Source organism: Stenotrophomonas sp. 109824_Sma, from assembly GCF_056480025.1.
In genome coordinates, this window is record NZ_CM151078.1 from 3,653,853 (window position 1) to 3,674,975 (window position 21,123).

Here is a 21,123-nt window from a genome sequence, read left to right on the forward strand (position 1 = left end):
AATCTTGAACCGGCCATTCAGCCGGAAGTGCATCCGCGCCCACTTGCAGCTAGATTAGCGCCATGTCCCTGGCCTCGACCCTGCTCCGTGTCGTGCTCATGCTCAGCCTGTTGCTCAACGGGCTGAACGCGGCCATGGCCAGCGGTCACGAGGAAATGGGCCGGATGGCCCACGCCGCAGCCGCTGCTGTTGATGGCGGCACCCCTGATTGCCACCACCACGCCGGCATGCAGGCCGACCCGGCCCCACAGGCCAAGGCCCCGCCCCACGACGCCCACTGCCAGATCAAGGACTGCGTGCGCAGCTGCGCCCAGCACCCGCTGCTGGTGGTGCTGCCGCTGCCGGTCATGGCCGGCCCGGCACTGTCACTGGCACCGCAGCCGATTCCGGCCACTGGCCGTCCGGCGCCGCCGCTGCCGCCGATCTCTCGTCCTCCCATCGGCTGATTCCACACGCACCGTGCGCCCTGCGCACCGTAGCCGGCCGCCTGCCGGCGTCTTTACGTGTCTGGAGTCACCACCATGAATACCCGCATTCCCCCCGGTCCGGGCGCTGTGCCCATGCCGTCGCGCCGCCTGTTCGTACAGGGCCTGGCCGCCGGTGGCGTGGTTGCCGGCGTCGCCGCTGTCGGTGTGCCGCAGCGCGCGCTCGCCGCCGCCACGGCCGCCCCGCGCCTGGCCGGCGCCCCCGCCGTGCTCAGCGACACCCGCATCGAACTGGCCATCGGCGAATCGCTGGCCAACTTCACCGGCCGCACCCGCCCGGCGATCACCGTCAATGGATCGCTGCCTGCACCGATCCTGCGCTGGCGCGAGGGCCAGACCGTGGACCTGTTCGTGCGCAACACGCTGGAACGCCACCCGAGCTCGATCCACTGGCACGGCATCCTGCTGCCGGCCAACATGGACGGCGTGCCGGGCCTGAGCTTCAACGGCATCGGCCCCGGTGAGACCTACCACTACCACTTCGAGCTGAAGCAGTCGGGTACCTACTGGTACCACAGCCACTCGATGTTCCAGGAGCAGGCCGGCCTGTACGGCGCGCTGATCATCGATCCCGCCGAGCCGGCGCCGTACCGGCACGACCGCGAGCACGTGATCATGCTGTCCGACTGGACCGACATGGACCCGGGCGCGCTGTTCCGCCGCATGAAGAAGCTGGCGGCGTACGACAACTACTACATGCGCACGCTGCCGGATTTCCTGCGCGACGTGAAGCGCGACGGCTGGTCGGCGGCGCTGTCCGACCGTGGCATGTGGGGACGGATGCGGATGACACCGACCGACCTGTCCGACGTCAACGCCAACACCTATACCTACCTGATGAACGGCACTGCCCCGGCCGGCAACTGGACCGGCCTGTTCCGCAGTGGCGAGAAGGTGCTGCTGCGCTTCATCAATGGCGGGTCGATGACCTACTTCGACGTGCGCATTCCTGGTTTGAAGATGACCGTGGTCGCTGCCGATGGCCAGTACATCCACCCGGTCAGCATCGATGAGTTCCGCATCGCCCCGGCCGAAACCTACGATGTGATCGTCGAACCGAGCGGCCAGGATGCCTACACCATCTTCTGCCAGGACATGGGCCGCACCGGCTACGCCGCCGGCACGCTGGCGGTTCGCCACGGCCTGCAGGCGCCGATTCCCGAGCGCGACCCACGCGTGCTGCTGACCATGGCCGACATGGGCCACGGCATGTCGGGGCACGACATGGGCGCTGGTGGCCACGGCGGCCACGACATGGCCGCGATGAAGGGCATGGAAGGCGGCTGCGGCGCCAGCATGGGCCACGGCGCGTCCGCCGGCGGCGACGCCAGCAAGGCGCCGAAGCACCCGGCCAGCGAGCGCAACAACCCGCTGGTGGACATGCAGAGTTCGGCCACCGAACCGAAGCTGGACGACCCCGGCATCGGCCTGCGCGACAACGGCCGCCAGGTGTTGACCTACGGTGCGATGCGCAGCCTGTTCGAGGATCCCGATGGCCGCGAGCCGAGCCGCGAGATCGAACTGCACCTGACCGGCCACATGGAGAAGTTCTCCTGGTCGTTCGATGGCGTCCCGTTCGCCAGCGCCGAACCGCTGCGGCTGAACTACGGCGAGCGCATGCGCATCGTGCTGGTCAACGACACGATGATGCAGCACCCGATCCACCTGCACGGCGTGTGGAGCGATCTGGAAAACGCGCAGGGCGAGTTCCAGCTGCGCAAGCACACCATCGACATGCCACCCGGCACCCGCCGCAGCTACCGCGTGCGCGCCGATGCGCTCGGCCGCTGGGCCTACCACTGCCATCTGCTGTACCACATGGAAGCGGGCATGATGCGCGAAGTGAGGATCGAAGAATGAGCCGCTCACTGCTTTCCCCCAGCCTGCTGGCGCTGGGCCTGGCCGCCGCGCTGCCGGTGTTCGCGCAGTCGCACGAAGGCCATGACATGGCCGCGATGGATCCGCCCGCAACGACCGCGAAGACGCCGGTCGCACCGGTCGATCATTCGAAGATGGATCCGGGCGCGATGGACCACTCAGCCATGGATCACTCGAAGATGGACCATGGCGCGATGCAACCGGCGGCGATGGACAACACCACGATGGCCCCTTCCAGGATGGATCATGCGGCGATGGGTCACGCCGCGCCCGCACCCACTGAGCCGCGCGAACCCATCCCGGTGCCGACCGATGCCGACCGCGCCGCTGCCTTCCCGCCCATCGCCCACGGTGCGATGGAGCATGCGCCGGAGATCAACAGCCTGCTGCTGATCGACCGCCTCGAACACTGGGATGGCAAGAGCAGCAATGGCCAGGCCTGGGAGGCAACCGGCTGGATCGGCGGCAACATCAACCGCCTGTGGCTGCGCACCGATGGCGAACGCAGTCGTGGCCGCACCGAATCGTCGTCACTGGAAGCGCTGTACGGCCGCAGCGTGTCGCCGTGGTGGGACGTGCTGGTCGGCGTGCGCCAGGACTTCCGCCCGGCCGACTCGCGCACCTGGGCAGCGGTCGGCATCCAGGGCCTGGCGCCGTACAAGTTCGAAAGCTCGGCCACGTTGTACATGGGCTCCGGTGGCCAGGTGCTGGCCAAGGCCGAGGTTGAGTATGACGTGCTGCTGACCAACCGTTTGATCCTGCAACCGCTGCTGGAAGCCACCATCGCGGCCAGGGATGAACCGGAGTACGGCATTGGTCGCGGACTGAACAAGGTGGAGGCCGGTCTGCGCCTGCGCTATGAGTTCAGCCGCCGCTTCGCGCCGTACATCGGCATCAGCCACGAACGCACGTTTGGCGACACCGCCGACTACGCCGGTGACCACGCGCGCGACACACGCTGGGTGGCCGGCGTGCGCATGTGGTTCTGAGCAGCGGTTCGTGAGCAATGGCCAGCCCCGGCAGTCGCCGGGGCCGGCTACACTGCGCCACGCTCCATTGCAGGCCCCGCCATGTCGTTGCAGATCCGCCGCGCCACCCTTGCCGATGTCGACGCCCTGTCGGCGATCGCCATCACCACCTACAACGAAACCTGGGGCGACTCGTACCCGGCGCAGGAGCTGCATGATTTCCTGCAGGCGCACTACAGCCGCGAACCGCAGCGCATCGAACTGTCCGACCCACGCAGTGCCATCTGGCTGCTGATGGACGATGAAACCGTGGTCGGCTATCTGGCGGCCGGTGCCAACACCCTGCCGCATGCGGATGCACGCGAAGGCGATATCGAGCTGAAGCGGTTCTACATCCTGGCCGCGCACCAGAACGGCGGCCACGGCGCGCGCCTGATGGACGCGTTCATGACCTGGCTGGACCAGCCGCAGCGCCGCACCCTGTGGGTGGGCGTGTGGGAGGAGAACTTCGGTGCGCAGCGCTTCTATGCACGCTATGGCTGCGAAAAGGCTGGCGAGTACGACTTCATCGTCGGCGACACCCACGACCGCGAGTTCATCCTGCGCCGGGCGTGATCATGCGATCCATGTAGCGTCGAGCCATGCTCGACGCTACAAATTAGAAATCGAACAGTTCCGACAGGAAGCTGTCCTTCTTCTTTTTCTTGTAGCCGTGGCCCCGGTTGTCCTCGTAGCGCTGGCCGAGGTGGCGGGTATCACGGTGCATTACCGGTGGCGGCGCGGACGCCGGCTGGGCCTGCACGGGCGCTGGCGGCGGCACGGCCGCACCGGCACCGGCGCGCTCGATGATCTTGTCCAGCTCGCCACGATCCAGCCACACGCCTCGGCAGCCCGGGCAATAGTCGATCTCGATGCCATGGCGTTCGGCCATCTGCAGGGTCTGGGTCTTGCACACGGGGCACAGCATCGGCGTCGCTCCTGTCGGTCTGGCCTCGACTGTACCTGCGTGGTGATGACTGTGCGGCAACGCATGACCGAAGGCACAGGGACTTCCGGCGCGTGCCCGCCTGCATGCTGCGCAGCACACTGCGGCCTCCCCCCGCAGGAAGTACGTACATGACAGTGCTGTCCCGCCTGCCTGCCGCCACACGCCTGTTGCTGGTCCTGCTGGGCGTTGGCCTGGGCCTGAACCTGCGCGACATCGCCGCAGCCGCAGGAACTCCGATTCCTGCCCTGCCCATGCCCTACGGCGGCAGCCTGCTGGACAACGCACTGGCCGTGCTGGTTGCACTGCTGCTGGCCGCGCTGCTGAGGCCCCGTGGCATGGGACTGTTGGCCAGCCTCGGGCTGTGCGGCAACGGCTGGGCCGGACCGTTGTGGGTGCTGCTGGCCAGCCTGCCCTGCTGGCTGGGACTGGCGCTGCTCGGTACTCCGAACACGGCGCTGACCGCGCTGGATGCCACGATGCTGGCCGTGCTGTTCCCGCTGGCCGAGGAAGTGCTGTTCCGTGGCCTGGGCTTCGTGCTGCTGGTGAAGATCGTGCGCGGTCCGTGGCCGCTGCTCGCGCTGCCGCAGGCACTGCTGTTCGGCATGGTGCATTGGCTCGGCTTCGGCGGGTTCGACGGCGGCGGCATCGCACTGTTCATTGGCGCGGTGATCGCGCTGGGCGGCTTCATCTTCGCCTGGCTCGACCACTTCGACGGCGACACCCTGTGGTGCGGCCTGGTCCTGCATGTTTCGATGAACCTCGCCTGGAACGTGTTCAGCCTCGACGACGCCGTCGCACTGGGTTGGCAGGCCACCAGCCTGCGCATCGGCACCGCGCTGCTGGCGGTCGCGGTACTGGCCTGGCACGTGCGACGTCGGCGCCAGACACGCCTGTAACGCCCACTTAGCCTGCCGTGCACGCCGGGCTCACTACCGGCTTGCGCATACTTGCGCGCCTTTTGCTCCCCCTGTTGTCCGGAGTTGCCGCGTCATGTTGCTGTCCAAGCGCTTTGTGGAACCACGCGTCCTGCTGATCGAGGACGCCGAGGAAACCCAGGAACTCAGTCGCCTCGCCCTGGAAAGCCAGGCCTGCCAGGTCACCGCTGTCAGCAGCGCCGAGGCCGCGCTGGGCCTGCTCAACGCCGGTGAACCGTTCGACCTGCTGTTCACCGACGTCTGCCTGGGCGGCATCAGCGGCATCGAAACCGCCAACCGCGTGCGCGAGCACCTGCCGCAGCTGCCGATCCTGGTCACCTCTGGCATGGACCAGCACCGCGTGCTGCCGCAGCTGCGCGCCGGCATCCACTTTCTGCCCAAACCGTACAGCATGAGCGAACTGCTCGATGCCATCCGCCTGTGCTTCCGCCATGCAGCGGATGCCACGTTGATGCCGCCGCCGCAGGCCAGCGCGGCCTGAGGCAATCATCCACGCATGGCGTGGATTGAACCTGCGATCAACCGCTGCTGTACGGCCCCGTGCCCGGGAACACCTTCAACAGCGCGCGGGTGATCATGTCCGGGTACACCGTGAAGTGGTCCTCGTCGTCGATCACCATGTTGTCCACCGTCAGCGAGCGGCCACTGCCGCGCAGCTGCTCGGCGAACTCGGCGTTGTGCCGCAGCATGTCGTTGCGGGTGAAATAGCGCGGCTCCGGCTTGACCGTTTCGAAGCTGCCGATCGACAGCACCACCATGGTCGGCTGCGTGGGCGCCTTGGCCTCGGCCTGCAGGCGCGGCACAAGGTGGTTGTCGAACCACAGCGACGGGCTGGACAGGATGTAGGTACGGAACATGTCCGGACGCGTGGTCAGCACGTAGGCACCGAGCAGGCCGCCATAGGAATGGCCGGCATAGGCACGCCGTGCCGGATCGGTGCGGTAGCGCGCATCGATCATCGGCAGCACGCGCTCAGCGAGGAAATCGCGGTAATGCGCGGCGCCGCCGTAGCTGACATCATCGCTGTAGTCGCGCGGATCGGTACGCGCCGGATCGCTGGGCGTGTAATCGCGCGAGCGGCTCTGCTTGGACGTCAGGCCTTCCTGCGGCGGCAGCCCGACCAGGATGAAATCCTCGATGTTGACGCCCTTCTGCCCGACCATGTTGCGCACGCTGCGCACCAGCGGGAAGCTGTACAGCGCATCGGTCACGTACAGCACCGGATAGTGCTTTTCCGGATGTGCGGCGTAGTCGGCCGGCAACGCCACCCAGATCGGGTAATCGCGGCCGACCGGATCGTGCACGCGCAGCGCCTCGGTATCCGGCAGCACCACGCCCGGCGCGGCGGTGGCCGCGCTTTCCTTCGCTTCCTTCTGGGTTGCTGGTGGCGCCACCGACATCGCACAACCACTCACGGCCAGGCAGGCCGCCACACTCCATCCACGCACACGCTGCATCCACACTCTCCCGTTGCGGGCGACGCACCCGGGTGGCGTCGCTACCGCATCCTCACACGTCGCGCGGCGCCGCGCCACGCGCGGTCAGGGCGAGGCCGGCGGCGGCGCCGGAAAAAGGGTGCGCAGCGCCTGCAATGCGGCCGGGTGGTAGATCGTCGCGTGGGTTTCCTCCGGCAGCGGCAGGTACTTCACCAGCGGCGACGGCGAAGCCTGCTGCAGCAGCGCAGCCAGTCGTGCCGTGGAGGCGGCCAGTTCCGGCTGCCCGCTGCTGGCCAGGAACACGTGCGGCTGTGCACGCGTCACCGCCGGTAGCTGCTTGGCCGCCCCGGCCAGCATCGCGCCACGGTTCCACCACAGGCTGGGGTCCAGCGCGATATAGCTGTTGAACAGCGTCGGCTCCTGCAGCAACGTCTCGACCACGAACAGGCCAGCCAGCGACTCACCGATCAGCGCGCGCTCGTCGGTGGTCGGGTAGCGCTGGCGTACCTGCGGCATCAGTTCATCGCGCAGGAAGCTGCGGTAGGCCGCCGAGCCACCGATGCGCGGCGCGATCTTCTGGTCCTGCGGGTCGCTGCTGGGGCCGGTCATGTCGCGGCGGCGCTCGGTGTTCTCGATGCCGACCAGCAGGAACGGACGCATGCTGCCGTTGCCGGTCAGCACCTGCACCAGCCCTGCCACGTGCAGGAAGTCCTCGCCGATACCGCCATCGGCCATATACAGCACCGGCAGCGGCGCCTTCGGATCCAGGCCCCAGGGCTGCGGTCGATAGACATTGATACGGCGGGTTTCGCCCATCGCCTTCGACTCGATGGTGAAGGTCTCGCCGATCACCAACGGTGCCGCCGCCGTGACCGGGTCCGGCGACGTCGCCTGCGCGGCGGGTACAGCAGCAATACATGGCCCGGCGGTGGCCAGCAGGATCAAGGCGGACAAAACAACGACGCGCATGCGAACTTCCATTTTCGAGAGAACGGCCAGCATAACTGCACCGGTGTCCTCAACGGCGATCCAGCTCGATCACGGCCTGGCACGCGCGGAGCTGGTCGTCGGCATCGCGTCCGATTCGAACAAGCGCTGCCGCAACCTCTGCTCGTAACTGGGCGCCCGCATCACGTTCGCCGGTGCGGGCGGCGGCTTCGGACAGACGGCCGGTGTGGCACGCGGCAAGGTCGTCGCGCAGGCGGAGAGTGCCAGCACGCAGGGCAGCCACCACATCGGCATCCACCGCCGCCGCGCGCTCACGATCATGTTCATGTTGTTCCCCCAGTGAGGCCATCGCCTCGCTCCGTTCTTCCTGATCCCGGCGCAACCGTTGCTCGGACTGCACCGCGCCGGCGTGACGTGCCGCATCAGCCCGCGCCATCGCCAGATCACTGCGATCACCGCGCCAGCGCCAGCCGGCCACGAACATCAGCAGCGACCACAGCAGCAGCGACGCCATCACCATCAACATGCGTGGCATGTGTCACTGCTCCGCGAGGCAACGCGCATGGCGCTGCTGCTGGCGCTCCCACACCCCCCAGCACACGGTGTTGGGCCGACCATCGATGCGGGCCGAACAGTCGTAGCCCCCTGCCCGCTTCCACAGCAGCAACGCATCGCAGGCCCGGCGATATTCACCCTGCAGCAGATGCCGGCGCATCGACGAAGCGCGCCAGTTGCCGATGCCGTACTGGTAGAGGAAGTCGACATAGACGTCGTACTCGCCCTGGCTGAGCGCCACGCCGGGCAGCGACGCGCGGAACTGCCCTTCCTCCCTGGCCAGGTGGGCCTGCACGGTATGCAGCGCACGTACTGGCGTGGTGCGGTCGCCCATTCTCACCGGAGTGCCATCCTCGCGAACGGTCGAGCCGAAGCCATAGGTTGGACGGTCATTGCGCGTCGGTACCACTGCGGCGTCGGTGTATCCCTCGCGGTCAACGATGGCGATCAGGCCCGCAGCACTCAGCGCAAGCGCGGCGACCAGGCTGCGCACCGGCAATGTACTGCTGGGCCGGCTCATTCGCGCTCCCTGCGGCGCCATTCGCGCAGCCAGCGCCAGCCCAGATAGGCAATCTGCGCCGCCAGGTAGATGATGGTGAGGACAACGACCAGGCGGTCCAGGGTGATGCCGGCTGCAAGCGCACCGGCGACGGTGACCGGCGGCGCCGACTTGATGGCCGCCGCGCCGGCCGTACTGATGATTTCTTCTTTCATGATGGGTCCTGGAAGGAATGCAGGCCGCGTCGCATCGACATGGCCCGAAGAGATGCCCGCCCCGCTGCCGGCTCGGCACGAGGGTTGTTCCGGTCGGGAGGCGGGCGAAAGATCGGATCCGCCGCTCATGCGGCCTGGGCGATACCCTCCATCCAGCCGCGCACGCGCTGGAAGCCAAGTTCGACCAGGTTGAGGTAATGCCGGTTGGATACCGGTCGCTGCCCGCTGTTGGCCAGCAGCAGATTCGCCGTCTCGAATCGTTCGACCTTGCGTCGGCCACGGCCGCAGTAGTAGCCGCGCAGCGCACAGGCCATCGCCACGTTGTCACGCGCGACCGCCGTGATGATGTCTTCGATCTGCTGCGCCAGCTGATCGGTTTCCAGAGGCTTGTAGCCCTGGGCCCGCCCCGGCATGTCACCACGATGCTCGATCAGCACCGCCAGCAGGTTGCGCGACTGGAAGCCGAGGTATTCGCAGTCGCGATGCAGCGCATATTCGCCGCCCCAGTGCTCCAGGCGGCTGCGGACATACTCACCGAACGTATCAAGCTGCATGGGGGGCTTCTCCTTTGAGGGACGACGGGGCCGGACCGAACACATCCGGGCGCAGGGTTTCGCGGCGCACGGCGCCTGCCGTGGCCAGCTCGATGCGCCGGCACAGTCGCGCGCCGGGCAGCTTGTGGCCGCGGGCGATCATGTAGAGGGTCCGCAGCGCGCAACCGGTCTGGTGGGCCAGGCGGCGCATGACGGGGCAGCTGGGGGTGCCGTAGCCCCCTTGGGAGATGGCGTAGTCGATGAGGTTCATGGCCCACACATTACCGTCAAGGTAATGAGTAGTCAATACCGTTTTGGTCATTTGCTGGATTGGTAATGCAGCGCACCATCTACAGATGGACGCCAGTACCGCTCGCACCCTCAACATGCGCCTACGCGTGGCCGCCGCCGGCGGCCCGGCCGAATGGGCCCGCCTGTTCGGTGGCACCCGCTGGGCGCAGCCCCAGGTCAGCCAGTGGATTTCCGAGAGCAACCCGAAGAGCATCGGCCATCGTCTTGCGCGCGACCTTGAATCAGTGATGCAGCTTCCGCATGGAACGCTGGATCGCGTCGATCAGGACGGGGACGTGTCGCTTCAGTCTCAATCTACGGGACTGGATTTCGCGAAAATGAGCGCTGCGGTCAAGGTGCTTTCGCACTACCTGGAGCTGGTCGGCGATCCACCGGAATGGATCTACGATCCCGTGCTGCTGGAGACCGCATTCATGGTCGTGGACGAGTTCGGTCAGCCCTCTGCGCCGGACAATGTGCTCGACCTGACGAAGCTTCTGGCAAGACGGATCAGGGAGGCAAAGGATGACTCACACGCGACTCGAGGAGCTCGCACAGCGGTTGGCCGCTAGGACCCAGGAACTGCGCGGCGAGCGCACCCCGGCCCCTGCACTGCGGGTGGTGGCGGGAGACGCACATGTGGTTCGCGGGGAGAGGCGCATGGACGCGATCATGCGCGAGTGGCATTGCCGCATGATCCGCAACGTACGCCGGCGCTGGGGCGAGCCCATGCAGCATGTGATCGACCAGGCCTGTTGCGGTGTGGTCAACATCGAGCAGCTTGCCGACGACGCACTGATCCAGTTGCACAAGGACATGGAGCGCGCGGAGGAGTGCATCCGGGAGGGTATTTCCTTCCACGACGCCGGGCTGTTGCGCGCGCATTACGGCTGACGGCGGCCCTGACCGGCCGGCAACGGCCGGCTTGGGCCACGCATTCATTACCAAAAGTTACCTAAACATTACCATTTAGGCGCAAAGATTGACGCAGACGACATGGCGCCAGCAGTGATGGGAGCGCGTGCAAAGCACCCCTTTCCCGCGACTGCCGACCTGATGCCGCACGCTGGGTCGGTACCCGGGAGCCTATGGCACCTGCAGCACTGCTTCGTTGCTGCGGCACTTCCGCGCATTGCAGACGTGCTTTCGAGGGGGCAATAAAAAAAGGCGCCCCATGGGCGCCTTGATCATCACTGCAATGGTGGGCCGTGAAGGATTCGAACCTTCGACCAAAAGATTAAAAGTCTTCTGCTCTACCGACTGAGCTAACGGCCCGCTGCATTGCCCCGGCCTTTCGGCGGGGTCCGCATTCTACCCTACTTTGCTGGGTCGCGCGAAACCACGGTGTGTCGAGACTGCCGGCCAGCGGCCGGCACTACCCGATCGGGCCAGCCCACTTAAACCTTCCGGCCCCTCTACGCATCCCATCAGCGATCCCCACCGCGGAACTTCGGATGCGTCTGCCCTTCATCCTGCTCGTCGCCCTGCTGTTGCCCTGCAGCGCTCTGGCCGCCCCGTCCCAGGTCGTCACTGACGACATCGCCCGCTTCTGGGCCACCTACGATGCGGTGCGCGCCGAACCCGATGCAGCCCAACAGGTGGCCCTGGTGCAGCAGCGCTACATCGATCCGGGCAGCCCGGGACTGCATGCACTGATGCAGGTCCGCAACTACACCGCCCGCGAATACGCCGAGGCCATGCGCACCTGGCCACGCTTCTGGTCTTCGGTACGGCCGTTGACCGCCAACGCGCAGCAGGCCAGCGCCACGTTGGAGCGGGACCTCGCCGCCTTCCGCGCGCTCTACCCTGCCCTGCGCCCGGCCACCATCACCTATGCGGTCGGCGTGCTGCGTACCGGTGGCACCACGCTGGGCGACAAGGTGCTGATCGGCGCGGAGATGGCGCTGGGCGACGAGCGTGTGGACGTGAGCGAGCTGCCCGAGCCGATGCGCAGCCGGCTGCGGATCTTCTACGACAGCCGCCCCGGTGCGAACAACGCGCAGAACAACCTGCACGAATACGTGCATACCCAGCAGCGCGAGACCACCGGCAACCTGGCCCAGTACGCGGTGCGCGAAGGCGTGGCCGAGTACGTGGCCGAACGCATCAGCGGGCGTCGGCCGGCGCTGCCCTTCTACGACTATGGTGCAACCCACGAGGCGGGGATCCGCGCGCGCTTCATCGCCGCGATGGACAGCGATGACCTGGACAACTGGCTCTACAACAGCGCCCGTAATCCATTCGGTGTCAGTGATGTGGGCTACTACGCCGGCTATCGCATCGCGCAGGAGTACATGCGCCGGCAGTCGGACGAGAAGGCGGGTATCGCGCGGATGATCGAGCTGGATTATGCCGATCCGGAGGCGGTGCGGGCGTTTATTGAAGCGTCGGGGTGGTTGCAGGCCCGGTAGGTCAAGGAGTGCGAACCAACGGTTCGCACCCACCGGGAGAGCGATTCGCACCCACGGGAATGCCGGCCAGCGGCCGGCTCTACCGCATGGTCAGGCGTACAGCGTCGGGTCGGCGACGCCGGCCTCGGCGAAGCCCTGCGCGCGCAGGCGGCAGGCGTCGCAGTGGCCGCAGGCGGCGCCGTTGGCGTCGGCGTTGTAGCAGGACACGGTCAGGCCGAAGTCCACGCCCAGGCGCACGCCTTCGCTGACGATCTGGCCCTTGCTGAGGAACTGCAGCGGTGCGTGCACCTTGATGCCCGCACCTTCCACGCCCGACTTGGTGGCCAGGTTGGCCAGTGCCTGGAAGGCCGCTACGAACTCGGGGCGGCAGTCCGGATAGCCGGAATAGTCCACGGCGTTGACGCCGCAGAAGATGTCGTTGGCGCCGAGCACTTCGGCCCAGCCCAGGGCCAGCGACAGCATGATGGTGTTGCGTGCCGGCACGTAGGTGACCGGGATGCCGGCACCGCCGGCCTCGGGCACGTCGATGTCGTCGGTCAGCGCCGAGCCGCCGATGCTGCGCAGGTCCACATCCACGGTCTTGTGCGCGACCACGCCCTGGGCCTTCGCCACGCGGGCGGCGGCATCCAGTTCGGAGGTATGGCGCTGGCCATAGCGCACGCTCAGGGCATGCACGGCAAAGCCCTGTTCCTGGGCCATGGCGATGACGGCGGCTGAATCCATGCCGCCGGAGAGAAGCACGACTGCCTTCTTCATGGGAAAAACATCCGGTTGGGAGGGGAAAGCCAGCACGCTGTCCCGCGCCGGAGCTACATCAGGGAACGCTGCGCCGGCTCATCGACCCGGCTCGTCGTTCCACAGGATTTTATGCAACTGCATCTGGAAGCGCACCGGCAGCCGGTCTTCGACGATCCAGTCGGCCAGCTGCCGCGCGGTGATCTCGCCCTTGCTCGGCGAGAAGAACACGGTGCAGCGCTTCACCAGGCCGTGCTCGGCGACCATGGCCTTGGCCCAGTCGTAATCCTCACGGTTGCAGATGACGAACTTGATCTGGTCGCGTGCGGTCAGCAGCGGCAGGTTTTCCAGGCGGTTGCGGGCGGCTTCGGCCGAGCCTGGCGTCTTGATGTCGACCACGCGCGACACGCGCGGGTCCACAGCGCTGACGTCCAGCGCGCCGGAGGTTTCCAGCGAGACGTCCATGCCGGCGTCGCACAGCTTCTGCAGCAGCACCAGGCAACGCTTCTGTGCCAGCGGCTCGCCACCGGTCACGCAGACGTGGCGCACGCCCTGGGCCAGCACCTCGGCTACGATGTCGTCGATATCCCACCAGGTGCCGCCGTGGAAGGCATAGGCGGTGTCGCAGTACTGGCAGCGCAGCGGGCAGCCAGTCAGGCGCACGAACACGGTCGGCCAGCCGGCGGTATCGGCTTCGCCCTGCAGCGAGGTGAAGATCTCGGTGATCTTCAGGCGTGGCAGGGGCGACTGCACGATCTCACTGGGCGTGGCGGCGGCGCTGGACGGGGTAACGGCGGTCATGGCGGGTACTTCTTGGAGGGACACGTGGCGGGGGAGCTACCGTGACCGGTAACGAAAGCAGCCGAGCATGGCTCGGCTCTACAACAGCAACCGGGCGGGTGAACCCATCCGGTAACGAAAGCAGCCGAGCATGGCTCGGCGCTGCAACAGCAGCCGGTCGGGTGTGGCCCAGCCGGTAATGCGAGCCGTCGGGCATGGCCCGGCGCTGCCGGATCCGGGCGGGTTTGCCGAGCCGGAAACGAAAGCAGCCGAGCGTGGGCTCGGCTCTACAGGACACGTATTGTACGCCCGGTCAGCGGATCAGCGGATCTGCCTGCCGAGGCGGATCGACTGCAGGCGGTCCTGCGCGGTGCGCGCGGCGTCCGAGCCGGGGTACTGCGCCACGACGGCCTCCAGCGTCTGCTGGGCCTGGTCGACCTTGCCCTCGCCATACTGCGAGAGGCCGACCTTGAGCAGGCCGCCTGCGGCCTTGTCGTGGGTCGGATAGCGCGAGAGCAGTTCACGGAACTGGGTCTCGGCCATCGGGAAATTGCGGGTGGCGTAGTAGCTCTCGCCCAGCCAGTACAGCGCGTTCGGCGCGTAGACGCCGTTCGGGTACAGCTGCAGGAAGCTCAGGAACAACTGCGCCGAATCATCGTACTTGCCGGCCTTCAGTGATTCGAAGGCAACGTTGTAGGAGGTGCGCTCGTCGCCGGTGGCGGCAAGGCTGCCGGCATCACCATGGACGGAAGGCGGCCGCTCGGAAGTGGCCGCCGCTGCGGGTTTTACCGGGGCCGGGGCGGCCTTCGGCGCGCTCGCCGGAACGGGCGGCAGGGCCGGGGCGGCATTGCCCCCTTCCAACCGGTTCAGGCGGCTGTCCAGATCCAGGTACTGGTCCTGGGCGGACTGCTTGAGCTGGGCGTTGTCGTGCTGCAACTGCTCGATCGAGGCCTGCAGGCTGGTGACCTGCTGCCGCAGCTGATTGATCTGGTTCAACAGGTCCTGGTTGGCACTGTTGTTGTACATCTGCTGCTCGAGCGCGCCGACACGATCGGCCAGGCTCTGTCGCTGTGCATGCGCCGGTGCGGCAGCCACGAGGGCTGCCGCAACGACCAGCATCAATTTGATGCCAATGCGCATGGATTACTGCGCGGTGTAGACGATTTCGACGCGACGGTTCTGCGACCAGCAGGACTCGTTCGACTCGGTGCAGACCGGACGCTCTTCACCGTAGGACACGACGGTCAGCTGCGAAGCCGAGCCACCGTTGGCCTGCAGGGCCGAGTTGACGCCGTTGCCACGACGCTCACCCAGGGCCTGGTTGTACGCGCGCGAACCGCGCTCGTCGGTGTGGCCCTGCAGGGTGATGCGCGAGGACGGACGGTCACGCAGGTACTTGGCGTGGCAAGCCATGATGGCCTGGAATTCCGGCTTCACGTCTTCCTTGTCCAGGTCGAAGTAGACAACGCGCTGGCGCAGGCAAGCGTCGGTGTCCAGGTCGCCCGGGCCGTACAGGCCGGAGGTCGACGGACCGGTCGGGGTGGTGGTCGAGGTGCCGGTGTCGACCGGAGCCGGCACTTCTTCCTTGACCTTCTTCGAGCAACCGGCCAGGACGGCCACAGACAGCAGGGAAACAAGCAGAACGCGGGTGGACTTGTTCATGGCGATACCTTTGTGGCTCCTAGGCCGATGAGGGGTTCAAGACAGCGAAAATATTAACACTCTTTTAGCGCTGGGTACGGTATGGGGACCATGCCGGTTCGCGCACATCTCCGTCAGCCAGAACCAACCGCTGGCGCACGCGCGCATCGGCGGAAACGGCGTACAGCACGCCACGGCCACCCTCGCGGGCGGCGTACAACACCATGCTTGCGTTGGGCGCAAAGCTCGGAGATTCATCCAGCGAACCCGGGGACAGCGTGCTCCAGCGGGGCGAACCCAGCGAGCTGTCCATCATCGCGATCTTGTAGCTGTTGCCCGAGCCCTGCGCGACGGCGATCTTCTTGCCGTCGTAGGACACCGAGGGCTTGGCATTGTAGTTGCCCTGGAAGGTCACGCGCTCGGCGCTGCCGCCACCTGCACCGACCTTGTAGACCTGCGGACGGCCGCCACGGTCGGAGGTGAAGTACACCGCGCTGCCATCCGGCGCCCAGGTCGGCTCGGTATCGATGGCGAAGTGGTTGGTCAGCTGGGTCAGCTGCTTGCTGCCCAGGTCCATCACGTAGATTTCCGGATTGCCCGAACGCGACAGGGTCAGGGCCAGCTTGCGGCCGTCCGGCGAGAACGCCGGGGCGCTGTTGATGCCGCGGAAGCTGGTGACCAGCTCGCGCGCGCCGGTGCCGATGTTCTGGATGTAGATCGCCGAATTGCCACGCTCGAAGCTGACGTAGGCCAGCTTGCTGCCATCCGGGCTCCACGACGGCGACAGCAGCGGCTCGGCCGAACGCACGATGGTCTGCGGGTTGTAGCCGTCGGAGTCGGCCACCATCAGCGCATAGCGCATGGCGTCGCCCTTGCCGCTGGCGGTCACGTAGGCGATGCGGGTCCAGAAGGCGCCGCGCACACCGGTGATCTTTTCGTAGATGGCGTCGGCCATCTGGTGGGCGACGTCGCGCATGGCGTTGCCACGGGCGGTCATCGCCAGGCCCAGCAGGCGCTCGCCCTTGGGCACGTCGAACAGTTCGTACTCGACGCGATAGGCGCCGGCACCGGCGTCGAGCACGCGGCCGACCACGATGTAATTCTGCTTCAGCGCACGCCAGGTGGCGAACTGGATGTCGCCGCCACGCACGGGCTTCTCGACGATCTGCGCTTCCGGCAGCGTGCGGAACTGGCCCGAGCGCTCCAGGTCGGCGCGGACCACGCCGGCGACGTCGGTCTGCGGAGCGGCCGACGAACCCTGGTAGGGCATCGGCACGATGGTGATCGGCAGGGCGGAGGCATTGCCGCCGATGATGTCGATATCCAGCCCCTTCTGCTGCGCGACGGCAGCAAAGGGCAGCAACAGGGCCGCAAACACGGCAAGCCAGCGAGGCATCTTTTTCATGGAGCGCTCAATAGGGGGAAACCGGAACGAGGGATAACAAAGCGGGAGTGAACCGCTTCGCAATCATGAACCAAGGGTACGTGAATTCCGGGTCAGTTCCAGCCCGTCTTCTCACGTACCGTTAACGTCGTGGCTAACATCGCACCTGCCTGCCCCGGCCACACCGCCCCTAGCAGGCAGTGTTCGACAGCAGCCCACAGCCTGCCCGGTCGAAACCGAGCGCACCAGAGGCAAGCGCGACAGCCGTGGGCGCGGGCGGCCTGATGACCGCCCTGCCCCACTCGATCAATCCTGTGCAGTGAAGGTCAGGTTGAGCGTGCGGTTGAACACCGACTCGAAGCCCCGGTATGGCAGCGGCTGGGCGTTGAGCACGGCGGCCTCGATCGAGCGCTTGCCGGCCTCGTCATAGGGGCAGTTCGCGCCGACCTTGGCCTGCAGCACCTGCCCACCCGGGATCTGGGTGATGGTCACCTGGCACTTCTGCCCCAGCGGCACGCTGTCCGGGCGGGTCCAGGTGTCACGCACCTTGGCCTGGATCGCCGCAGCGTACTTGGCGGTCAGATCATCGCTGCTGCCGCCCCCACCGGCGGCCGGCCGGGAGGCGCCAGTGGCACCGGCAGCCGCACTGCCGGCCGCGTTGCGCGCGGCGGCGACCTCGCGCAGCTTCCGCTCGGCCAGCTTGGCTTCCTTCTCGGCCTGCTCGCGGCGGGCACGGATCTCGGCGATCTTCTTCTGCTTCTCGGCCTCGGCCTTGTCAGCCGCCACGCGCTCCTGCTCGGCCTGCTTCTTCTTCTCGTCGGCTTCCTGCTGCTTGGCCAGGCGCAGCTTCTGCTCCGCTTCCTCCTGGCGCTTGCGTTCGGTCAGGTCGATCTGCTCCTGGCGGCGCTTGGCTTCCTGTTCCTGCTTGGCCTTCTCCTGCGAGATGGCCAGCGCACTCACCGCTTCCTGGTCCTTGGTATCCGGCTGCGCGACACGCTCCTGCGCCTGTTGCTGCTGCGGCGTGGGGGCGTCCTGCGGGCGCGGTTCGGGAATCGGCTGCGGCGGCGGAATGGTGTCTTCAGGGACCGGAATCGGCTCGGCGACCGGCGGCGGCAGGTCCTCCAGCTTTTCCGACTGGCGCAGGGCCTGGCGCGCAGCGGAGGCCTCGGATGCGGACAGCGCCAGGCTGGCCTCGACCGAGGGATCGCCGGCGGCGGCATCGGTGTTGCGCTCGGGCGACCACAGCCAGGCGCCGATGAAGACCAGCGCAACCAGCAGGTGCACCAGCAACGCCAGCGCCAGGGGCAGGCCCCAGCCGGGTTCGCGCTGATGCGGAGGTGGCAGGGCGTCAGCGTGCATCGGTGGCCAGGCCTACCTTGTCTACCTTGGCGCGCTTGATCACATCCATCGCGGCGATGACCTTTTCATAGGCCACGGCGCGGTCGGCGGCGACGATCACGCGCACGCCCTTGTCCTGGGCGGCGATGCCGGCCAGGCGACCTTCCAGTTCCTCGGCCGACACGGCGGCCGGTTCCTTGGCGTCGGGCAGCTTCAGGCTGAGCTGGCCGTCCTGGCGCACCGAGACGATCACCGGGTCCTGCTTGCTCTCCAGCGCCTTGGCGTTGGACTGCGGCAGGTCGACGTCGAAGCTCAGGGTGAGCAGCGGTGCGGTGACCATGAAGATGATCAGCAGCACCAGCATGACGTCGATGTAGGGAACGACGTTGATTTCCGATTTCAGCTTGCGGCGCTTGCGGCGACCGATGGCAGCGGACATGGCTTGGACTCCCGGGTCAGGCGCTTACTCGTCGCCAGCGCTCTGGCGCTGCAGGATGGAGCTGAACTCTTCGGCGAAGGTTTCGAACCGCACCGACATGCGCTCCACGCGGGTGGTGAAGCGGTTGTAGGCCCACACCGCCGGGATCGCCACGAACAGGCCGATGGCGGTGGCGAACAGCGCTTCGGAGATGCCCGGCGCGACGGCGGCGATACCGGCCTGCGCACCGCTGCTGATCATGTCGTGCATGGTCACCATGATGCCGAACACGGTACCGACCAGGCCCACGTACGGCGCGGTCGAGCCGATGTTGGCCAGCAGCTCCAGGTTGCGCTCGAGCTGGTCCACTTCACGGGTGTAGGTGGTGCGCATGGCGCGCTGCGCGCCTTCCAGCTGCGCACGACCGTCCAGGCGGCGCTTGTCGCGCAGGCGGGTGTATTCGCGGAAACCGGCTTCGAAGATGGCTTCCAGGCCGCCGACATTGCGGCTGCGGTCGGTGGCCGAGCTGTACAGCTTGCCCAGGTCGGCGCCGGACCAGAAGCGGTTCTCGAACTCGTCGGCTTCGCGGGTGGCCTGCTTGAACACGCGGGCCTTGCGGAAAATGATCACCCAGCTGACGAACGAGCCGACCAGCAGCAGCAGCACGATGATCTTCACCGGCAGGCTGGCCTTGGCCATCAGTTCGAGGTAGTTGATGCCGCCGCCGGTGGTGGCCTGGGCAAGGGTCTGTGTCGCGGCGTTGCTGACGTCGGCCGGCAGTGCCTCGGTGACCGTGGCCTGCAGGGCCAGGAGCGTTGCGATCATCCGTTGTTCCTCAGTGTTCGGATTCGGGGTGGAGGTGGGGTTGCAGCACGGCAAGGACGGCGTCGTCCATGCCACGCGGGCGGAAACTGGCCGCTTCCAGTGCGGCAATACGGACCTGCGCCGACAGCAGCAGCTCGCCGTCGCGCAGGATCTGCTGGTCGAAGACCATGCTGGCCTTCTTCAGCTGGACCAGGCGGGCGCTCACCTGCAGGGTGTCATCCAGCCGTGCCGGCCTGATGAAATCCATCTGCATCGAGCGCACCGCGAAGACCATCCCGTGCTCGGCGCGCATGCGCTCCTGGCCGTAGCCCAGCGCACGCATCCATTCGGTCCGGGCCCGTTCCATGAAGGCCACGTAGCGGGCGTGGTAGACCACGCCACCTGCGTCGGTATCTTCCCAGTAAATGCGTGTCGGCCAACTGAATCGGGGCTCAACCGACATCGGGAACCTCCGCGAACAGGTCCTGCGGCGGGTTCTTGGGCTTCAGGCCCATGTGCCGGTAGGCCTTGTGGGTGGCCATGCGGCCACGCGCGGTGCGCACCAGGAAGCCCTGCTGGATCAGGTAGGGCTCGACCACGTCTTCCAGCGTGCCGCGCTCTTCGGACAGCGCCGCGGCCAGCGATTCGATGCCGACCGGACCGCCGTCGAAGTAGTCGACCATGGTCTTGAGCAGGCGCCGGTCGAGCTCGTCGAAGCCCTCCGGATCAACCTTGAGCATTTTCATCGCGGCCTGTGCCACGGCCTCGTCGATGTGGCCGCCCGCCTTCACCTGCGCATAATCGCGCACGCGGCGCAGCAGGCGGTTGGCGATACGCGGGGTGCCACGCGCGCGGCGAGCGATCTCGCCGGCGCCATCGGCGGTGCAGTCGATGCCGAGGATGGTGGCCGAGCGGCGCACGATCCGGGTCAGCTCTTCGACGCTGTAGAACTCCAGGCGCTGGACGATGCCGAAGCGGTCGCGCAGCGGCGCGGTCAGCAGGCCGGCGCGGGTGGTGGCGCCGATCAGGGTGAACGGCGGCAGGTCGATCTTGATCGAACGGGCCGCGGGGCCCTCGCCGATCATGATGTCGATCTGGAAATCTTCCATCGCCGGGTAGAGCACTTCCTCGACCACCGGCGACAGGCGGTGGATCTCGTCCACGAACAGCACGTCGTGCGGCTGCAGGTTGGTGAGCAGTGCGGCAAGGTCGCCGGCCTTCTCGATCACCGGGCCGGAGGTGACCCGCAGGGCCACGCCCAGTTCGTTGGCGATGACGTGGCTGAGGGTGGTCTTGCCCAGGCCGGGCGGCCCGAAGATCAGCACATGGTCGAGCGCGTCGCCACGGGCCTTGGCCGCTTCGATGTAGATCTCCAGCTGCTCGCGCACCGGGGCCTGGCCGAGGTAGTCGGCCAAGCGCTTGGGGCGGATGCTGGCGTCGGCGGCGTCATCCTCGCGGGTGGCGCCGGCGCCGATGATGCGGTCGTCGGTCATGTGCTGATTATGCGGCAAAAGCGCGGGTTTCGGCCGGGCTGCGCCCGGCACCCGCAGAGGCAACGGCAACGGCAACATCCAGAGCAACAGCCGAAGCGGGCTTCCTGGGGAATGGCGGGGTGGGTCCGGTTGCGGGGGACGCTGCAAGTACGTCCATGCAAGCTCGGTCGCCGCATCCATGCGGCTCACGCCCCCGCAACCGGCCCCACCCCGCCTTCGACAGTTTCCTGCGGTCTGTCGGAACGGCGTTCTGCTTTGGTGGGTGCCGACCGTTGGTCGGCACGGTAGATCCAGGCGTGGAGGAAACTGGAGAGCAGAGTGGGCCAAGCTTCAAGCACGCGGCATCTCCGCAAGCGGAGCCCCCTTGTTGTTCAAGGGGGTGCGCCGA

The 21,123-nt window shown here is 67.1% G+C and carries 27 protein-coding genes and 1 tRNA gene; 9 read left to right on the forward strand and 19 right to left on the reverse strand.

Annotated features, from left to right (window positions below; genetic code table 11):
- Positions 1-62: 62 nt before the first annotated feature.
- The 4 genes from ACZK1G_RS17210 to ACZK1G_RS17225 all read left to right on the forward strand — a co-directional run bounded on the left by ACZK1G_RS17210 (position 63) and on the right by ACZK1G_RS17225 (position 3,946).
- Complete coding sequence (locus tag ACZK1G_RS17210; protein WP_197659435.1) at positions 63-446, forward strand: CopL family metal-binding regulatory protein; 384 nt, start codon at positions 63-65, stop codon at positions 444-446.
- 75 nt (positions 447-521) lie between these two features.
- Positions 522-2,345, forward strand: coding sequence for a copper resistance system multicopper oxidase (locus ACZK1G_RS17215; protein ID WP_101765948.1), 1,824 nt, complete (start codon positions 522-524; stop codon positions 2,343-2,345).
- Positions 2,342-3,352, forward strand: coding sequence for a copper resistance protein B (locus ACZK1G_RS17220; protein WP_101765949.1), 1,011 nt, complete (start codon positions 2,342-2,344; stop codon positions 3,350-3,352). Before ACZK1G_RS17215 ends, ACZK1G_RS17220 begins: the two co-directional genes overlap by 4 nt.
- A gap of 81 nt (positions 3,353-3,433) precedes the next feature.
- Positions 3,434-3,946 (forward strand): GNAT family N-acetyltransferase, encoded by a 513-nt coding sequence (locus ACZK1G_RS17225; RefSeq protein WP_101765950.1) that lies wholly within the window; start codon positions 3,434-3,436, stop codon positions 3,944-3,946.
- 43 nt (positions 3,947-3,989) lie between these two features.
- On the opposite strand, the gene ACZK1G_RS17230 is transcribed toward ACZK1G_RS17225, so the two are convergent.
- Positions 3,990-4,298 carry a TFIIB-type zinc ribbon-containing protein gene (locus tag ACZK1G_RS17230; RefSeq protein ID WP_014038203.1) on the reverse strand — a complete coding sequence of 103 codons (309 nt, stop codon included), beginning with the start codon at positions 4,296-4,298 and terminating at the stop codon, positions 3,990-3,992.
- A 149-nt stretch (positions 4,299-4,447) separates the two neighbouring features.
- Here ACZK1G_RS17230 and ACZK1G_RS17235 point away from each other — a divergent pair, with 149 nt between their 5' ends.
- Together ACZK1G_RS17235 and ACZK1G_RS17240 are read left to right on the forward strand one after the other, a co-directional pair.
- On the forward strand, positions 4,448-5,215 hold the full coding sequence (locus ACZK1G_RS17235; protein WP_101765951.1) for a CPBP family glutamic-type intramembrane protease: 768 nt from the start codon (positions 4,448-4,450) through the stop codon (positions 5,213-5,215).
- A gap of 94 nt (positions 5,216-5,309) precedes the next feature.
- Positions 5,310-5,735, forward strand: a complete 426-nt coding sequence (locus tag ACZK1G_RS17240) for a response regulator (RefSeq protein ID WP_006385818.1) — start codon at positions 5,310-5,312, stop codon at positions 5,733-5,735.
- Positions 5,736-5,772: 37 nt separating this feature from the next.
- Here the strand turns inward: ACZK1G_RS17240 and ACZK1G_RS17245 are convergent, their stop codons facing one another.
- The 7 genes from ACZK1G_RS17245 to ACZK1G_RS17275 form a co-directional block, all read right to left on the reverse strand.
- Positions 5,773-6,711, reverse strand: a complete 939-nt coding sequence (locus ACZK1G_RS17245; RefSeq protein WP_101765952.1) for an alpha/beta hydrolase — start codon at positions 6,709-6,711, stop codon at positions 5,773-5,775.
- Positions 6,712-6,795: 84 nt separating this feature from the next.
- Positions 6,796-7,659, reverse strand: coding sequence for an alpha/beta hydrolase (locus tag ACZK1G_RS17250; RefSeq protein ID WP_101765953.1), 864 nt, complete (start codon positions 7,657-7,659; stop codon positions 6,796-6,798).
- 49 nt (positions 7,660-7,708) lie between these two features.
- On the reverse strand, positions 7,709-8,164 hold the full coding sequence (locus ACZK1G_RS17255; protein ID WP_424143745.1) for a lysozyme: 456 nt from the start codon (positions 8,162-8,164) through the stop codon (positions 7,709-7,711).
- 12 nt (positions 8,165-8,176) lie between these two features.
- The gene (locus ACZK1G_RS17260) at positions 8,177-8,713 is read right to left on the reverse strand and encodes a glycoside hydrolase family protein (protein ID WP_101765955.1); all 537 of its coding nucleotides are present in this window, start codon (positions 8,711-8,713) and stop codon (positions 8,177-8,179) included.
- Positions 8,710-8,907 carry a hypothetical protein gene (locus ACZK1G_RS17265; protein ID WP_014038210.1) on the reverse strand — a complete coding sequence of 66 codons (198 nt, stop codon included), beginning with the start codon at positions 8,905-8,907 and terminating at the stop codon, positions 8,710-8,712. Before ACZK1G_RS17265 ends, ACZK1G_RS17260 begins: the two co-directional genes overlap by 4 nt.
- Before the next feature lie 125 nt (positions 8,908-9,032).
- On the reverse strand, positions 9,033-9,461 hold the full coding sequence (locus ACZK1G_RS17270) for a hypothetical protein (protein WP_014038211.1): 429 nt from the start codon (positions 9,459-9,461) through the stop codon (positions 9,033-9,035).
- Complete coding sequence (locus tag ACZK1G_RS17275) at positions 9,451-9,711, reverse strand: helix-turn-helix domain-containing protein (RefSeq protein ID WP_049443441.1); 261 nt, start codon at positions 9,709-9,711, stop codon at positions 9,451-9,453. The genes ACZK1G_RS17270 and ACZK1G_RS17275 overlap by 11 nt, the downstream gene beginning before the upstream one ends.
- 85 nt (positions 9,712-9,796) lie before the next feature.
- On the opposite strand from ACZK1G_RS17275, the gene ACZK1G_RS17280 reads away from it, so the two are divergent.
- Both ACZK1G_RS17280 and ACZK1G_RS17285 read left to right on the forward strand, forming a co-directional pair.
- A complete protein-coding gene (locus ACZK1G_RS17280; protein ID WP_014038213.1) occupies positions 9,797-10,303 on the forward strand; it encodes a hypothetical protein in 507 nt (168 codons plus the stop codon).
- Between the two features lie 88 nt (positions 10,304-10,391).
- Positions 10,392-10,625, forward strand: a complete 234-nt coding sequence (locus tag ACZK1G_RS17285; RefSeq protein ID WP_032958956.1) for a hypothetical protein — start codon at positions 10,392-10,394, stop codon at positions 10,623-10,625.
- A gap of 305 nt (positions 10,626-10,930) precedes the next feature.
- Here the strand turns inward: ACZK1G_RS17285 and ACZK1G_RS17290 are convergent.
- Positions 10,931-11,006: transfer RNA gene (locus ACZK1G_RS17290), tRNA-Lys, on the reverse strand.
- 179 nt (positions 11,007-11,185) lie between these two features.
- Between ACZK1G_RS17290 and ACZK1G_RS17295 the strand changes: the two genes are divergently transcribed.
- A complete protein-coding gene (locus ACZK1G_RS17295) occupies positions 11,186-12,142 on the forward strand; it encodes a DUF2268 domain-containing putative Zn-dependent protease (protein ID WP_101765956.1) in 957 nt (318 codons plus the stop codon).
- Positions 12,143-12,232: 90 nt separating this feature from the next.
- Here the strand turns inward: ACZK1G_RS17295 and queC are convergent, their stop codons facing one another.
- From queC to ruvB, 10 genes are all read right to left on the reverse strand, one after another.
- Positions 12,233-12,898 (reverse strand): 7-cyano-7-deazaguanine synthase QueC, encoded by a 666-nt coding sequence (gene queC / locus ACZK1G_RS17300; RefSeq protein WP_014038216.1) that lies wholly within the window; start codon positions 12,896-12,898, stop codon positions 12,233-12,235.
- Between the two features lie 78 nt (positions 12,899-12,976).
- A complete protein-coding gene (gene queE / locus ACZK1G_RS17305) occupies positions 12,977-13,678 on the reverse strand; it encodes a 7-carboxy-7-deazaguanine synthase QueE (protein ID WP_014038217.1) in 702 nt (233 codons plus the stop codon).
- Positions 13,679-13,978: 300 nt separating this feature from the next.
- A complete protein-coding gene (ybgF, locus tag ACZK1G_RS17310) occupies positions 13,979-14,797 on the reverse strand; it encodes a tol-pal system protein YbgF (RefSeq protein ID WP_101765957.1) in 819 nt (272 codons plus the stop codon).
- A 3-nt stretch (positions 14,798-14,800) separates the two neighbouring features.
- The gene (pal, locus tag ACZK1G_RS17315; protein WP_014038219.1) at positions 14,801-15,319 is read right to left on the reverse strand and encodes a peptidoglycan-associated lipoprotein Pal; all 519 of its coding nucleotides are present in this window, start codon (positions 15,317-15,319) and stop codon (positions 14,801-14,803) included.
- 64 nt (positions 15,320-15,383) lie between these two features.
- On the reverse strand, positions 15,384-16,703 hold the full coding sequence (gene tolB, locus ACZK1G_RS17320) for a Tol-Pal system beta propeller repeat protein TolB (protein ID WP_014038220.1): 1,320 nt from the start codon (positions 16,701-16,703) through the stop codon (positions 15,384-15,386).
- A gap of 285 nt (positions 16,704-16,988) precedes the next feature.
- Entirely contained in the window at positions 16,989-18,041 is a 1,053-nt protein-coding gene (gene tolA / locus ACZK1G_RS17325; protein ID WP_049442640.1) for a cell envelope integrity protein TolA, read from the reverse strand.
- The gene (gene tolR / locus ACZK1G_RS17330; protein ID WP_006438804.1) at positions 18,031-18,459 is read right to left on the reverse strand and encodes a protein TolR; all 429 of its coding nucleotides are present in this window, start codon (positions 18,457-18,459) and stop codon (positions 18,031-18,033) included. The genes tolA and tolR overlap by 11 nt, the downstream gene beginning before the upstream one ends.
- Before the next feature lie 24 nt (positions 18,460-18,483).
- Positions 18,484-19,263 carry a protein TolQ gene (gene tolQ / locus ACZK1G_RS17335; RefSeq protein ID WP_006438802.1) on the reverse strand — a complete coding sequence of 260 codons (780 nt, stop codon included), beginning with the start codon at positions 19,261-19,263 and terminating at the stop codon, positions 18,484-18,486.
- A gap of 10 nt (positions 19,264-19,273) precedes the next feature.
- Positions 19,274-19,705, reverse strand: a complete 432-nt coding sequence (ybgC, locus tag ACZK1G_RS17340; RefSeq protein ID WP_014038222.1) for a tol-pal system-associated acyl-CoA thioesterase — start codon at positions 19,703-19,705, stop codon at positions 19,274-19,276.
- Positions 19,695-20,735: a Holliday junction branch migration DNA helicase RuvB gene (ruvB, locus tag ACZK1G_RS17345; protein WP_014038223.1), complete on the reverse strand. Its 1,041-nt coding sequence runs from the start codon at positions 20,733-20,735 to the stop codon at positions 19,695-19,697. Before ruvB ends, ybgC begins: the two co-directional genes overlap by 11 nt.
- Positions 20,736-21,123 lie beyond the last annotated feature (388 nt).

Excerpts from the sequence above, each read along its gene's own strand:
- ACZK1G_RS17285 (WP_032958956.1), top strand. The coding sequence starts at position 10,392 with ATGGACGCGATCATGCGCGAGTGGCATTGCCGCATGATCCGCAACGTA.
- pal (WP_014038219.1), bottom strand. The coding sequence starts at position 15,319 with ATGAACAAGTCCACCCGCGTTCTGCTTGTTTCCCTGCTGTCTGTGGCC.
- ACZK1G_RS17265 (WP_014038210.1), bottom strand. The coding sequence starts at position 8,907 with ATGAAAGAAGAAATCATCAGTACGGCCGGCGCGGCGGCCATCAAGTCG.
- tolB (WP_014038220.1), bottom strand. The coding sequence starts at position 16,703 with ATGAAAAAGATGCCTCGCTGGCTTGCCGTGTTTGCGGCCCTGTTGCTG.
- ybgC (WP_014038222.1), bottom strand. The coding sequence starts at position 19,705 with ATGTCGGTTGAGCCCCGATTCAGTTGGCCGACACGCATTTACTGGGAA.
- queC (WP_014038216.1), bottom strand. The coding sequence starts at position 12,898 with ATGAAGAAGGCAGTCGTGCTTCTCTCCGGCGGCATGGATTCAGCCGCC.
- ACZK1G_RS17280 (WP_014038213.1), top strand. The coding sequence starts at position 9,797 with ATGGACGCCAGTACCGCTCGCACCCTCAACATGCGCCTACGCGTGGCC.
- ACZK1G_RS17255 (WP_424143745.1), bottom strand. The coding sequence starts at position 8,164 with ATGTTGATGGTGATGGCGTCGCTGCTGCTGTGGTCGCTGCTGATGTTC.
- ACZK1G_RS17295 (WP_101765956.1), top strand. The coding sequence starts at position 11,186 with ATGCGTCTGCCCTTCATCCTGCTCGTCGCCCTGCTGTTGCCCTGCAGC.
- ACZK1G_RS17210 (WP_197659435.1), top strand. The coding sequence starts at position 63 with ATGTCCCTGGCCTCGACCCTGCTCCGTGTCGTGCTCATGCTCAGCCTG.
- ACZK1G_RS17225 (WP_101765950.1), top strand. The coding sequence starts at position 3,434 with ATGTCGTTGCAGATCCGCCGCGCCACCCTTGCCGATGTCGACGCCCTG.
- tolQ (WP_006438802.1), bottom strand. The coding sequence starts at position 19,263 with ATGATCGCAACGCTCCTGGCCCTGCAGGCCACGGTCACCGAGGCACTG.
- tolA (WP_049442640.1), bottom strand. The coding sequence starts at position 18,041 with ATGCACGCTGACGCCCTGCCACCTCCGCATCAGCGCGAACCCGGCTGG.
- ACZK1G_RS17275 (WP_049443441.1), bottom strand. The coding sequence starts at position 9,711 with ATGAACCTCATCGACTACGCCATCTCCCAAGGGGGCTACGGCACCCCC.
- queE (WP_014038217.1), bottom strand. The coding sequence starts at position 13,678 with ATGACCGCCGTTACCCCGTCCAGCGCCGCCGCCACGCCCAGTGAGATC.
- ruvB (WP_014038223.1), bottom strand. The coding sequence starts at position 20,735 with ATGACCGACGACCGCATCATCGGCGCCGGCGCCACCCGCGAGGATGAC.
- ACZK1G_RS17270 (WP_014038211.1), bottom strand. The coding sequence starts at position 9,461 with ATGCAGCTTGATACGTTCGGTGAGTATGTCCGCAGCCGCCTGGAGCAC.
- ACZK1G_RS17215 (WP_101765948.1), top strand. The coding sequence starts at position 522 with ATGAATACCCGCATTCCCCCCGGTCCGGGCGCTGTGCCCATGCCGTCG.
- ACZK1G_RS17240 (WP_006385818.1), top strand. The coding sequence starts at position 5,310 with ATGTTGCTGTCCAAGCGCTTTGTGGAACCACGCGTCCTGCTGATCGAG.
- ACZK1G_RS17260 (WP_101765955.1), bottom strand. The coding sequence starts at position 8,713 with ATGAGCCGGCCCAGCAGTACATTGCCGGTGCGCAGCCTGGTCGCCGCG.
- ACZK1G_RS17230 (WP_014038203.1), bottom strand. The coding sequence starts at position 4,298 with ATGCTGTGCCCCGTGTGCAAGACCCAGACCCTGCAGATGGCCGAACGC.
- ACZK1G_RS17235 (WP_101765951.1), top strand. The coding sequence starts at position 4,448 with ATGACAGTGCTGTCCCGCCTGCCTGCCGCCACACGCCTGTTGCTGGTC.
- ACZK1G_RS17245 (WP_101765952.1), bottom strand. The coding sequence starts at position 6,711 with ATGCAGCGTGTGCGTGGATGGAGTGTGGCGGCCTGCCTGGCCGTGAGT.
- ACZK1G_RS17220 (WP_101765949.1), top strand. The coding sequence starts at position 2,342 with ATGAGCCGCTCACTGCTTTCCCCCAGCCTGCTGGCGCTGGGCCTGGCC.
- ACZK1G_RS17250 (WP_101765953.1), bottom strand. The coding sequence starts at position 7,659 with ATGCGCGTCGTTGTTTTGTCCGCCTTGATCCTGCTGGCCACCGCCGGG.
- tolR (WP_006438804.1), bottom strand. The coding sequence starts at position 18,459 with ATGTCCGCTGCCATCGGTCGCCGCAAGCGCCGCAAGCTGAAATCGGAA.
- ybgF (WP_101765957.1), bottom strand. The coding sequence starts at position 14,797 with ATGCGCATTGGCATCAAATTGATGCTGGTCGTTGCGGCAGCCCTCGTG.